Below are 12,635 nucleotides of genomic sequence, written 5' to 3'. Positions count from 1 at the left end.
CCAGCGGTACGCAGTACGCGGGGCGATCCCCTGTGCGCGTGCCCATTCCGTCAGGTTCATGCACAAGATCATACAGCACTCGTGACACCTAAAAGACACTCATGGACACTTATCCGAGAGCAGTTTCTAACCCCTCCCGTTACCGCCCGTCGGCCATGTGGAGAGTGAAGCCATACACGCCCGCGTCACCCACCGCGTACAGCCGGGTGCCGTCCAGGGACCAGGCGCAGTCGTTGAGTGAGGCGCCGAGGCGGATGCCGGCGAGCGGCTGCCTCGCCCCCACCGCGACGTCCCACAGCTGCAGCGCGGAGCCGTACGTCGCCGCCAGGAGCGTGCCCGACGGGCTGTAGGAGAGGGCGGCCGTGACCCCTGGGGATCCGGCGAAGTTCACCGACCGCTTCCGGCTGTGGTCCCATTCCCGGGTGACGCCGGAGGCGAGGGTGGCGGCCGTACGGGATCCGTCAGGTGAGAGGGCCAGGGCCACGACCGTGTCTCCAGAGCGGCGGGCCCTGCCGATCCGACGGCCCCGGCTCGTCCACCTCTGCACGACACCGCCGGACGCCGCGGCGAGGGTGGTGCCGTCGGCGGACACGGCCAGCAGGCACGGCCACCCGGGCTTCTGCCGGAGGCGGCCGATCTCGTTGCCGGCGCGGGACCACAGGGCGATCACGCCTTCTTCGCCGCAGGTGGCGAACCAGGTGCCGTCCGGCGCGACGACGAGCGACGGCTGCCCACCGTCGTGATCGGTGCGCACGCTCCCCCGTACGCCGCCGTCCCCGTCGATCAGCCAGACTTCGCCGTCGCGGCTGTGGGCCGCGAACCACGAGTCACAGCCGGAAAGGGCGTTGAAGGTGGGCAAGCCGGACAACGTGCGGACGGCGTGGCCCGCCTCGTCCCGGTAGGCCAGCTCCTGGCCTGCGGTCACCAGGCCGTAAGGGGCGACGATCAGCGCGTTCTGGAGGCCACGGCGTGACTCGTCATCGGCTTGGATGCGCGGCAGATCCTCGCGTTCCCAGATGCAGGCCGTGCCGTCGGTGGCGACCGAGGCCAGCCAGGTCCCGTCCGGGCTGATCGCTACACCGTAGACACCGCCGAGATGGCCGGAGAGCCGTTCGGTGGCGGGGCGGTCGAGCCGGGTCACGAGCACGTGGTCGCTGTTGCTTCCGGTGGCCAGCCAGCTGCCGTCGGGCGCCATGGCGACCGCGTCCCGGGGGTGGCCGTCGATCGGGATCGTCTCCAGGAGGTCCCCGTCGGGGCCGTAGACACATCCGTCGGTGGTCACCATCGCGTCGCGGACCGGATGTGCGGTCAGCTCGGCCAGCGCTGCCTCGTGCGGAAACGAGGCCCGGGGCGTCCCGTCGGCGTTCCAGACGTGGATCCGCCCGTCGGACAGGTGGGCCACCCAGGAGCCGTCGGAGGCGACGGCGATGCTCGACAGCACCGTGTCGCACTCGGTGTCCACCGTCCAGAACTCCTCGCCCTCCGGGCTCCAGACGGTCAGCGTCGTATCACTGCAGATGCAGGCCAGCCAGGTGCCGTCGGGCGAGACGGCCACGTCGTTGGCGGCGCGGATGGGAAGTTCCCTCAGGTGCTCGCCGTCGGCGGACCACAGGTGTACGGCGTCGCCGGCGGTCGCGGAGACCAGCCACGCGCCGGACGGGGCGATGGCCAGGGCATCGACCGAACCGACGTGCGCCTCCAACGTCGCCCGCGGGGTGCCGTCGCGGTTCCAGAGCCGCACCGGGCCGTCCATGCCCGCGGTGGCCAGCCATGTGCCGTCCGGGCTGATCGCGACGCTGGATGCCTCGTCCTCGTGCGCCGTCCACGTACGCCGCAACGACGGATGCGGCAGGTCGGGCGGCGTCCACATGCACTCCAGCCACGGCACCCCCAAGGCGTTGAGGAAGTCGCGCAGCTCCTGGCCGAGCCTGGGCAGGTGGTGCAGGCGGCCGGCGAGCGTGGCCAGCACGGAAAGGTCGGAGTAGGGCGGCTCGCCCAGCAGGTGCAGGCTCTGGGACAGGGTGCGGTGCAGTTGCTCCGCCTCCTCCGTGCCGGCTCTCTCCAGCTCCCGCTGGACCAGGGCCGGGCCGTTCTCCATGAGCTTCGCGGCCAGCCACGACGCCTGGAACACCAGCTCTTCGAGCCTGCGGCCGACCGCCTTGAGGTGGTCGGCGAAGTGCTCGAAGTAGTACGTCACGGCCTCGTCGGAGAAGGCGTCGCCCGGCAGGCCGATCTCCACCATGGCGCGGTTCGCGCGGCGGGCGCGGTCCGGCACCATGGCCGCCCGGAGGTGGGCGCGTACGGCGTCGGGGATCAGGACCGCGTCCCGATCAGGGGCGCGGGCGAGCAGGCCGCGCTCGCCCAGCTCGGTCAGCGTGTGCTCGGCCTCCGCGCGCGACAGGCCGGCCGTCTCCCACCACAGGGCGGCCAGCAGGTCCAGCGGGATGGGCCGGACGCCGCCGAACACCCCCAGTTCGAGCAGGCGCTCCCGGAGGGCGGGAACGAGCGCCCCCGGCAGGCCGCGATCAAGCACCTGGTGCACGGCTCGCGCCCGGGAGGACGGATCCGCCAGGTCGAACACGTGGTCGGGGACGGCGTCGAGCGAGCGCGTCAGCGTCCGGAGGAGGGGCCAGCCCTGGCTGGGGTCGTCGTCTCCGCGGGGAATCGCGGGTAACCGGATCACGTGCCCGGTCCGGAGTGCCGTCCTGCTGGTGACGAGCGCCACGGCGTTGCCCACGGCCACCCGGGTCACCAGCTCGGCCGCGTGCGGTCGTACGTCGTCGAGCACCACCAGCCGCCTGGGCCGCCTCCACAGCGACAGGAGCTCCTTGACCTCGGGCTCCTTGACGCGGTGCCGGAACTGGTGCAGTGGCTCGTCCCCCAGCGTCAGCCACTCAATCCCGTCCGGGAACCGCTCCCGCACCTCCGGGTCGCGGCAGGCGGCCGCGGCCAGTGTGGTGGTGCCGAACCCCTCCGCGCCGTCGATCTCGGGGACGAGGCCGACCACGCGGTGCCTGCCCGAAGCGAGCACCGCCACCAGATCCCTCAGCAAGCCGCTGCGCTCCACCGTGCCCCCTACGTGTCGCTGTGCACAGCCGAACGCGGGGAGCGTTCGGAAAGTTTCACGAGCTCCGCGAGCAGCAGGGGCCGGGCTTCCGCGGCGGCCGGGCCGATCTCCGCCCAGAGCGAGGCGATAGCCGTCCGCCGGTACGGGTGCGGCTCCCACAGGGCGAACGACACCGGGAGGGAGGTGCCGGGATCGCCGGTCACGGTCGACGAAGCCCAGTCGGGATAGAACGGAAGTCACAGCGGGTCGCCTCACTGGACGGCGTCGGCCAGCAAGACGGTTGCCAGCGCGCCGTAGACGCTTGCCGCGAGTCGCTCCAGGAGCCGCCGGACCCCTGTGCGACGCAGCACGCGGTCGCGGATCGCGCCCGCGGCGTATCCGATCGCGAGATCCGTGAGAAGTCCCAGTATCTGCAGAATCAAGCCCAGCATGACGAGCTGGAGGACAGGGTTGTCGGTGGCATCGCCGAGGAACTGCGGCAGGAACGCCGTGAAGAAGAGCATGATCTTCGGGTTGGAGATGTTCACCACGAACCCACGCCGGAACATGTTTGCGGACCGGACGGTGGACGTCTCTAGCGGCGACCCGCTGGACCTCCAGGTCACCCATGCGAGATACACGAGATAGGCGGCACCGCCGAGCTGGATCGCGTCGGCGATATTCGGCGCGGCGGCGAGGAACACGCCGAGGCCGAGTGCCGTGAGAACGACGTAGACGCTGACTCCCGCGGTGACGCCCAAGGCGGCTCGGGTCGCGCCTTTCCGGCCGGCTCTCAACCCTGCGGCGACCATGAAGGCCATGTCAGGCCCCGGCACCAGCAAGAGGACGACGACGACGGCGATGAAAGTGGGCAGGACATCGAGGTCAACCCATGCGTAACCTGTAGACACGGTTCTGCAGGTTACCAGATGACGTAACCTGCAGGACAGCTTCCTCGGGTTACACTGTGCGTGTGCTTGCCGTCCCTGCGCTCGACGTGAGCCGCGTGGTCGAGTTCGTCAATGAGTACGCCCATCGCCCGCGCGCGGCTGCGGGTGAACAGGAGATGCCGTACCCCGATGCGGCCGATGTGTTGGTGTGGCCCGGCGCTCTGCCTGTTCCCGCCGTCGGGGACCTCGTCGCGGCGGCGAATGCAGCCTTCCGGGTGTTCTCCTCAGCGCACGACGGCCGTGCGTTCGAGGAGCTGAACGGCCTCCTGCGATCCGCCCGTCCTTCACCCGTCGCGACCGAATCGGGCCTGCGCTGGACGGTCGACACACCGGGCGAGGTTCTCCCCGCCGCCCTGGGTACGTGCCTGCTGGAGTGGCTCATGAACCATGGGCAGGCCCGCCTCGGAACGTGTCACGCCTCGAAGTGCGTCGACGCGTATACCGATGCCTCCCCAGCTGGTCAACGGCGTTTCTGCTCGTCGACCTGCCTGAACCGTCACAAGGTCGCCGCGTACCGTCAGCGCTCTTCTCGAAGCCGCGGCGGAACCGGTAAGCCGGTGACAAGCTGATCGTGTCCGACCGTCTCTCCATGGCCGAAGCAGATTCCCGCAGCGGCAACGACCTCCGTCGGGCTCGCGGCATGTCTCGCTGATCATGAGCTACGACGTGATCCTGGCTGGAAGCGGTGAGCAGGTGCTCGGCGGGCTGTTCCGTCGCGGTGCGAGACGGCCGGACGTCAACTGCTATCGCTCAGTTGCCCGGCTCTGTCCGGGGGATGTTCGCCGTTGTGGTGGGTCGGTACCGGACTCGGGCGGCCAGGGTGGGATCGTCACTGTCGAGCCGGTGGAGGCGGACCGGGGTCCTGCCGGGGTTGTGGTATAGCCGAATCCCTTCGCCGAGCAGGACCGGTGCGATGTGAATGTCGATCTCGTCGATCAGTCCCAGCTCCAGGAGCTGGGTGCCGATGTTCGGCGAGAACACCGCGAGATTCTTGCCTCCGGCTGCCTCCAGGCCAATCCGGACCGCCTCTTCCACGGGGCAGGACAGGAACGTGATATCCGGGGTGGGCAGTGCGTCCTCGGGATGGTGGGTCAGGACGAAGATCGGCCCTTCCCATGCCCCACCCCAGGGCCGTGAGTCGCCGATGGCGCTGTCGAAGCCGTCACGGCCTGCCAGCACGGCGCCGGTGGACTCCTTCAACTCGTCGATCACGCCCGGTCGGGCGGAGAAACCGGTCATCCAGTCCACCTCGTGGCGTGGTCCGGCCACGAACCCGTCGAGGGTCATCGTGAAGCACCAGAGCACTTTTCCGGTCGCGGGCGGCGGCTCGGTGTTGTTCATTGGTCATCTCCTGCGATCTGCTTGTGGATGGTTGGCCTCTGGCTGGCCGCGGTGGTGCGGCCTCGGGTTATCACGGCCTTACGGGAAGGTCGTAGTAGCGCAGCGAGCTGGATCCCAGGCGGGACAGGTCCGTGCCGTACACGTGGATCGAGATTGCGGTGCGGTCGCCGCTGGTGGCGACCCGGTGGATGTCGCCGGGTGGGGCGAAGCCGTTGACGGTGCCGGTCGCGTTCATCGTGCTTCCCGTTGGGATGAGGAACTCGCCGTTGCCGCTGAGTGTGAACAGTTCTTCGTGCACGGCGCCCTGGATGACGCCGAGCACGCACCAGGTCACGTGGTCGTGGATCCGCGTGACCCGGCCGGCCGGCCACACGACGGCCTGGATCGAGAACGTCCCGTCCGGCTCAACGTGCAATAGTCGACCGCGTAGCTCCTCCTGGTCGCCGGGATGGACCCCGGTCAGCAGCTCGGGTGAGGGTAGGTGGCGTCGCAGCGCGCTCGCGGCGCGTTGGGCGGTGCGCTGCCAGTCGCCGTGGTAGTTCAGCGCGGCGCGGATTCCGGCCACCAATTCGTCCAGTCGGGGCGTGGTGGGCGGGAGCTGGTTCACGAGTGTCATGGCTGTCCCTTCGCGGTTTCGGCCGGTGCGGCATCTCTGCCGTGCCGCGCCCCCAACGGTATGGATAGGGTGGCGCTGATAAGAGTTCCAATTCTGGATGAGTTATGAGTACCAGTTCGCCTGAGTTGTTCGTGGAGCTTGACCGCTCCCGTCCACGTGGCCTGCGCGCCCAGCTGGAGCGGAGCCTGCGGGATGCCATCAGGGCGGGCCGGCTGCGTCCCGGCGTTCGGTTGCCGTCGTCCCGGGCGCTCGCCGCGGATCTCCAGATCACCCGCGGTGTCGTCATCGCGGCCTATCACCAGCTCACCGCTGAGGGCTACCTGACCTCCCGACAGGGCTGGGGCACCGTCGTCAACGCGATCACCACGCCCGAGGGACCGCAGCGCCGCCGCCCGCAGCCGGCCGCCGTCCGCTACGACTTCCGGCCCGGAGCCCCGGACGTCGGCCTGTTCCCGCACGCGGCGTGGGCCCGCGCGACCCGCACGACGATGCGGTCCCTACCCGACCAGTCACTCGGCTACAGCGACCCGGCCGGTCTCCCGGCGCTACGCGAGACGCTGGCCGACTACCTGGGCAGGGTCCGCGGCGTGTCCTGCGAACCGGACAACATCGTGGTGTGCAACGGCTTCTCGCACGGGTTGAGCCTGCTGGCCCGGGTGCTCGCCGAGCGGGGCATCGCCGTTGAGGACCCCGGCCACCCCAGCTGGCGGGAGCAGATCGAATGGGCCGGCGCCAGCTGCCACCCCATCGAGGTCGACGACGAGGGCCTGCGAGTGGACCGGCTGACCGCATCGGGGGCCGGCGCGGTGCTCGTCACACCCGCCCACCAGTACCCGACCGGTGTGGTGCTCTCGGCCAGCCGGCGGATCGACCTGCTCGACTGGGCCCGCACCAGCGGCGGTTACGTCATCGAGGACGACTACGACGCCGAGTACCGCTACGACCGCCAACCCGTCGGCGCCCTCCAAGGGGTCGCGCCCGATCACGTCGTCCATGCCGGTAGCCTCTCCAAGAGCCTGGCCCCCGGGCTGCGGCTCGGCTGGCTGGTCGTCCCCCCGGCGCTACGCGACGAGGTGGTCGCCGCCCGCGCGCGCAGTGACCGGTTCACCACCTCGATCATCCAGGCCACCGTCGCCGAGTTCGTCCAGCGCGGCGACCTCGACCGGCACCTGCGGCGCACCCGTCGCAGCTACCGCCAGCGACGCGACGCGCTCATCGCGGCCCTGCGCCAACACCTGCCCGCCTGCCGTGCGACCGGCATCTCCGCGGGTCTGCATGTCCTGGTCAGGCTGCCCGACGGCATGGACGCGACCCACCTCGCCGCCACCGCCGCCCGGCACGGCATCCTCATACAGCCCCTGGACCGCTACCGGTCCAGCCCGGCGCCAGGCCGACACCCAGCCCTCGTGATGGGCTACAGCAGACTCACGCCCCACCACATCGAGGAAGGCATCCACCACCTCGCCGCCATCCTGAACTCAGACGGCGCCACCACTCGACCCGTTGAAGACAACAACGGGTGACGTCGCGATGTCAGTCAGCCAGTCGTCTCGTTCCACGAGGATCGTATGGGCCACACGTTCCGCAAAAGCCTATCCATGGCGCAGATCATCGGGCTGGCCCAAGCCGGCAGCGGCGTAGTCACCGTGGAGAACTGGACGGCCTGACGTTCGCCCGCCGAGGGGGCACCCAGACGCCGTTTGGCGGCTCATCGCATGGTTCTTAATCGAGGCGGTCCGCACCGTGACGAAGGGTAAGCCGGTGCTGTCCCCGAGTGTCACACGACAGGTGATCGCCGCCGCCACCGGCGGACGCGAACGCAATTCCCGGAGGCGCAGCGGGAGCTGGCCAGACTCACCGAACGCGAGCGAGAAGTTGCGATCGAGGTGGCCCAGGGCAACTCGAACGCCGAAATCGCCGAGCATCTCTACATGAGCATCGCCACCGTGAAGGCGAACATCACCCGGATCTTCGCAAAGCTGGGGACCGACAGCCGCGTCCAAGTCGCCATAAAGGTACGCAACGCCGGTCTCCTCTGAATGCGCACTGAGCTGGTCAGAAAGCCGCCGACGGCGTAGCTCTGCTGCTGGTCCGATTGAGGTCGCAGCGCCCCGCGGGAGCTGACCAATCGCCTGGCCAGGCCAAGCCGCGTGCGAACAGCTTCGGGCACGCGCACAAAGGTACGGCGTCCCACCGACACTCTCGGAATCGAACGCGGCTACCAGCCGGTACGCACACGGATGAGACAGCTGCGCGCTAGGGTGATCCCCGATAATACGGGGGCAAACGTAAGTAATCACATATACGGGGTGAGTGACGTATGCGTATCCCCGGGCTCCGGGGTGACCGGTCCACGGCGGTGATCGCCGGCGTGGCGGCGGTGATCCTGGTGGCCGCGGCGGCCTGGTTCGGCGTGGGCGTCTCCAGTGCCAATCCCAAGCTGGCCGACGTCGGCGCCTGGCTCCGGAGTGCGGCCAAGGGCAGGATCGTGCACGTCAACGGCCTGTCCGGCGAGGTCGACGGCTACCTCGACGACAAGTCCGGCCGCCACCTGCGCGTGGTGCAGGACGGCGCCAACGTGCTGCTCGTCGACGAGCGCACCGGCTTCGTCAGCCGGGTCGAGCCCAGCCAGCTCACTGTCGCCCAGACCCGCGACTTCGGCGCGGCCGGCCTGCAACTGGCGGTGTCCGGCACCACGGGGTACGCCGTGGACCCGGCGGCGGGCACGGTCCAGCGGATCGACCCGGCCACGCTCAACTCGGCCGGCGCTCCGATCACGCTGCCGGGGCCGCTCGGCGCGGCACGCATTGACGGCGGCGGCCGGCTGTGGGTGCCGGTGATCGCCAAGGGCGAGGTCGTACCGGTGTCGCAGGGGGTGCCCGCGAGCCCGCTCAAGGTCGGCGAGCCTGGCGAGGAGCTGTCGGTCACCATCGCCGGCGGCCTGCCGGTCGTCGTCAACACCCGGGCCGCCACCGCCACGATCGTCGGCGCCGACGGCGGCGTCGGCGAGATCACGCTCCCCAAGGGCGTGGCCCAGGCGGCCAAGGGCGGCGCGCTCGCCCCCGCCATGACGGAGGGCTCGCTGGTGCCGATCCTGACGGCCGGCGACTCGGGGCTGCTCGTGGTGATCGACACCGCGTCCAATTCGGTGCAGAGCACCAAATTCACCCCGGACGACCCGGCCAAGCTCGGCGTCCCGCAGGTGCTCGGGACCAAGGTGTACGTGCCCGACGAGGGCAGCGGCGCCCTCCTCGTCTGGGACAGCGCGGCTGGCGGCCGGCCCACCACGCTCCAGGTGGCCGATGGTCCCGGACCGGTGGATGTGTTCGTCAAGGACGGGCTGCTCTGGGCGAACGACGAGAACGGCGACCGGGCCGTCGTCATCGACCCCGAGGGCCGCAAGCACGACGTGGACAAGGACGACTCCGACGTGCCGGGCCCGACCAACACCCCCAAGCCTCGGCAGACGCCGCGCAACGAACCCACGAACACCGACGCCCCACCCGACCCGGATCCGGTCAAGACCTCCACCGCGCCCCGGCCCACGCAGACCGAGGAGCCGAGCGAGGAGCCGAGCGAGGAGCCCACGCGCGAACCCACCAGGAAGCCCAGTCCCACCGGCACCCCTACGCCCGAGCCCAGCGCGCCCTCGCCGCCCGGGGCCGTGGCCGCCAAGTCCGGTCCCGGCCGGGTGAGCGTGACCTTCAGCCCGTCCACTGGCGGCAAGGTCGAGCGGTACACGCTCAAGACGTCCGGCACGGGCCGGTCGGAGCCGCAGTCGGTAGACGCTGACGGCCCGTACCAGTTTGAGTTCACCGGCGGGGACTGCGCGAACGAGTACACATTCGTCGTGGTCGCCCACTGGTCGGGGGGCGAGGTCGAGTCGGAGCCGAGCGCAGGGGCCAAGCCGTGTGTGGCGCCGGGCGCGCCGACCGGCTTCGCGGCCAAGGCCAAGAACCGGGGCGCCGAGCTGACCTGGAACGCCCCCGAGAACGCCGGCGACGGCACCACGTACGAGCTGACCGGCGCGGCGACCGGCAACGCCATCAGGGGCACATCGTTCACCGTGGACGGGCTGAAGAACAACATGAAGCACACGTTCAAGCTGAAGGCCAAGAACGCGGCGGGGGAGAGCGCAGACGTGGCCACGGCCGAGGTCGACCTGGCGTACCCGAGGCAGCAGTACAAGAACGCCAGCAACGAGGACTACGACACGATCATCCGGCCGGGACCGTCCAAGTCTGGAGAAGCCGGAAGGATCACACGAAAGGTGTACATCACCCTGACGGTGATCTGCCAGGTCAAGGGCGAGAACTACACCGACACCTCGACCGGCAGGTCGAGCGACATCTGGAACCGGATCGAGAGCCAGTACGGCAACGGCTACCTGAACGACACTCTGGTGGCCACTCCGGACGGCGGCTTCCCCGAGGGGCCGCTCTTCGAGTGCACCGACTGAGAAGGGGACTCGGTTGACCCAGTACAACCACCAGGACCAGTTCGAGCAGACCAAGCAGCCGTACCAGCAGCCCGTCCAGCAGGCGCCGCAGGCGCTGGCGCAGCAGTTCGCGCAGCGCTTCCAGTTGCTGGCCGGCAACATCGAGCGGATCATCCGCGGCAAGCACGAGGCCATCGAGCTGGCCCTGATCTGCCTGTTCACCGAGGGGCACCTGCTCATTGAGGACGTTCCGGGCACCGGCAAGACCACGCTCGCCCGGTCGATCGCGGCCAGCGTGGACGCGGAGTGGCGGCGCATCCAGTTCACGCCCGACCTGCTGCCCAGCGACATCACCGGGGTGTCGATCTTCAATCAGGCGCAACAGAAGTTCGAGTTCCACCACGGTCCCGTCTTCGCCAACATCGTGCTCGCCGACGAGATCAACCGCGCCTCGCCGAAGACGCAGGCGGCGTTGCTGGAGGTCATGGAGGAGCAGCGGGTCACGGTGGACGCCGAGCCGCATCCGGTGCCGCGGCCGTTCCTGGTGGTGGCCACGCAGAACCCGGTGGACATGGACGGCACGTACCCGCTGCCCGAGGCGCAGCTCGACCGGTTCCTCATGAAGATCTCCGTCGGCTACCCCGACCACGTGTCGGAGGTCGAGGTGCTCAAGGGCATGCCGACGGGGCCGCAGGTCGAGCGGCTGCCGGTGGTGGCGCGGGCGTCGGACGTGGCCGGAATGATCGACTTCGCCGCGCGGATCCACGTGGCCGACCCGGTGTACGACTACATCGTGGCGTTGTGCGCGGCCACTCGCACCAGCCCGCATCTGCGGCTCGGCGCGAGCCCTCGGGGCAGCCTGGCGCTGCTGCGCGCAGCGCGGGTCAAGGCCGCCGCCGCGGGGCGGCACTACGTGGTGCCCGAAGACGTGAAGGCGCTGGCGGTGCCCGTGATCGCGCACCGCCTGATCCTCGCGCCCGAGGCCGAGCTGCGCGACATCAGCGCCGCGGCGGTGCTCGGCGAGATCCTCGCCGGGATGCCGGTGCCGCAGGCGGCATAGGTGCGGACCCCGCTGACGCCGTTCGGCTGGGGCACGCTCGCCGGGTCTCTCGTGTCGTACGCGGCGGGCTTCGCGCTCGGCTACCCCGAGCCCGCCGTGCTCGCCACCGGCGGCCTGCTCGCGCTGGCCGCCGCCCTCGCCTGGACCGCGCCGAGGCCAAGGTTGGAGGTCCAGCGCGAGGTCACGCCCCTCAAGGTAGCGCGCGGGGACGCGGCGGTGGCCGTGCTCACCGTCGCCAACCTGGGCCGCGGCGGCCTGTCCGGGTTGCGCGCCCACGACCGGATCGGCGCGTCCGAGCACACGATCGACCTGCCCAGGCTGCCGCGGAACGGGACGCGGACGGTGTCGTACCCGCTCCCGACGGACGTGCGCGGCGAGATCCCCGTGGGGCCGCTGACGCTCGTGCGGGCCGACCCGTTCGGGCTGACGCGCCGGATCAGGGAGTACGGCCGCCCCGCCACCCTCCTGGTACGGCCCCGCACCGTTCCGCTGCCCGTGCCCCCGTCCGGCAGGGCGCCTCACCTGGAAGGGCCCACCAGCGACAACGCGCCCAGCGGCACGGTCACCTTCCACACCCTGCGCGAGTACGTCGTCGGCGACGACCTGCGGCACGTCCATTGGCGATCGAGCGCTCGCACGGGGACGTTGATGGTCCGCCAGCTCATCGACGCCAGCCTGCCGACTACGACGGTGGTGCTCGACACCCGCGGACTCACTGAGCTGGCCGTGGACGCGGCCGCCTCGGTCGCGGTGGCCGCCGCCAGAGCCGGTTTCCCGGTACGTGTCCTCACCGGTGACGGGCCCCTTCCCGACACCAAGACCGACCCTGAGCGCGTTCTGGACCGTCTCGCCCTGGTGGAGGGCGGGACGGCGGGCGTCACGGAGGCGATGCGCCTGGCACGGGGCGGGGGCTCTCTGGTGCTGGTCACGGGGGATCCGGCGGAGGCCGGGCGGGCCGCCGCCGTCCGCCGCCGCTTCGACCGGGTCATCTGCGTCTATGTCGGTACGGGTCCGGTCTCGGTCCCCGGGGTCACGGTCATGCGGATCGACTCGCTGGATGCCCTGCCGCTCATCTGGGGGTCGTCCCGATGACCCACCACCGCGGCACTCCGCCCATGCCCGTCTCGCCGGGCGGCACGGCATTTCCGGGAACTGCCTCTCCGCAGACCGGCGATGCACCGAGC

The 12,635-nt window shown here is 70.3% G+C and carries 11 protein-coding genes; 6 read left to right on the top strand and 5 right to left on the bottom strand.

The window, feature by feature from the left end:
* Window positions 1-139: 139 nt before the first annotated feature.
* The 3 genes from ACTWPT_RS57315 to ACTWPT_RS57305 are packed head-to-tail and all read right to left on the bottom strand — an operon-like array spanning window position 140 to window position 3,957.
* Entirely contained in the window at window positions 140-3,052 is a 2,913-nt protein-coding gene (locus ACTWPT_RS57315; protein ID WP_443185982.1) for a hypothetical protein, read from the bottom strand.
* Between the two features lie 23 nt (window positions 3,053-3,075).
* Window positions 3,076-3,270, bottom strand: a complete 195-nt coding sequence (locus ACTWPT_RS57310; RefSeq protein ID WP_443185981.1) for a hypothetical protein — start codon at window positions 3,268-3,270, stop codon at window positions 3,076-3,078.
* 48 nt (window positions 3,271-3,318) lie between these two features.
* Window positions 3,319-3,957 (bottom strand): LysE family translocator, encoded by a 639-nt coding sequence (locus tag ACTWPT_RS57305; RefSeq protein ID WP_443185980.1) that lies wholly within the window; start codon window positions 3,955-3,957, stop codon window positions 3,319-3,321.
* Window positions 3,958-4,019: 62 nt separating this feature from the next.
* Between ACTWPT_RS57305 and ACTWPT_RS57300 the strand changes: the two genes are divergently transcribed.
* Window positions 4,020-4,565, top strand: coding sequence for a CGNR zinc finger domain-containing protein (locus ACTWPT_RS57300; protein ID WP_443185979.1), 546 nt, complete (start codon window positions 4,020-4,022; stop codon window positions 4,563-4,565).
* 181 nt (window positions 4,566-4,746) lie between these two features.
* On the opposite strand, the gene ACTWPT_RS57295 is transcribed toward ACTWPT_RS57300, so the two are convergent.
* Both ACTWPT_RS57295 and ACTWPT_RS57290 read right to left on the bottom strand, forming a co-directional pair.
* On the bottom strand, window positions 4,747-5,337 hold the full coding sequence (locus tag ACTWPT_RS57295; protein WP_443185978.1) for a dihydrofolate reductase family protein: 591 nt from the start codon (window positions 5,335-5,337) through the stop codon (window positions 4,747-4,749).
* Between the two features lie 70 nt (window positions 5,338-5,407).
* Window positions 5,408-5,953: a cysteine dioxygenase gene (locus ACTWPT_RS57290; RefSeq protein ID WP_443185977.1), complete on the bottom strand. Its 546-nt coding sequence runs from the start codon at window positions 5,951-5,953 to the stop codon at window positions 5,408-5,410.
* Between the two features lie 104 nt (window positions 5,954-6,057).
* On the opposite strand from ACTWPT_RS57290, the gene pdxR reads away from it, so the two are divergent.
* The 5 genes from pdxR (at window position 6,058) to ACTWPT_RS57265 (ending at window position 12,543) form a co-directional block, all read left to right on the top strand.
* Window positions 6,058-7,476 carry a MocR-like pyridoxine biosynthesis transcription factor PdxR gene (gene pdxR, locus ACTWPT_RS57285; protein WP_443185976.1) on the top strand — a complete coding sequence of 473 codons (1,419 nt, stop codon included), beginning with the start codon at window positions 6,058-6,060 and terminating at the stop codon, window positions 7,474-7,476.
* Between the two features lie 321 nt (window positions 7,477-7,797).
* On the top strand, window positions 7,798-7,992 hold the full coding sequence (locus ACTWPT_RS57280) for a response regulator transcription factor (RefSeq protein ID WP_443185986.1): 195 nt from the start codon (window positions 7,798-7,800) through the stop codon (window positions 7,990-7,992).
* A gap of 281 nt (window positions 7,993-8,273) precedes the next feature.
* Window positions 8,274-10,412 (top strand): fibronectin type III domain-containing protein, encoded by a 2,139-nt coding sequence (locus ACTWPT_RS57275; RefSeq protein WP_443185975.1) that lies wholly within the window; start codon window positions 8,274-8,276, stop codon window positions 10,410-10,412.
* Between the two features lie 13 nt (window positions 10,413-10,425).
* Complete coding sequence (locus ACTWPT_RS57270) at window positions 10,426-11,451, top strand: AAA family ATPase (protein WP_443185974.1); 1,026 nt, start codon at window positions 10,426-10,428, stop codon at window positions 11,449-11,451.
* Window positions 11,452-12,543: a DUF58 domain-containing protein gene (locus ACTWPT_RS57265; protein WP_443185973.1), complete on the top strand. Its 1,092-nt coding sequence runs from the start codon at window positions 11,452-11,454 to the stop codon at window positions 12,541-12,543.
* The last annotated feature ends 92 nt before the right edge of the window (window positions 12,544-12,635 follow it).

Source organism: Nonomuraea sp. 3N208 (assembly GCF_052245935.1).
GTDB lineage: Bacteria > Actinomycetota > Actinomycetes > Streptosporangiales > Streptosporangiaceae > Nonomuraea.
Note: the sequence above shows the minus strand (reverse complement) of the source record. Positions and strands in the feature narration are given on the sequence as shown.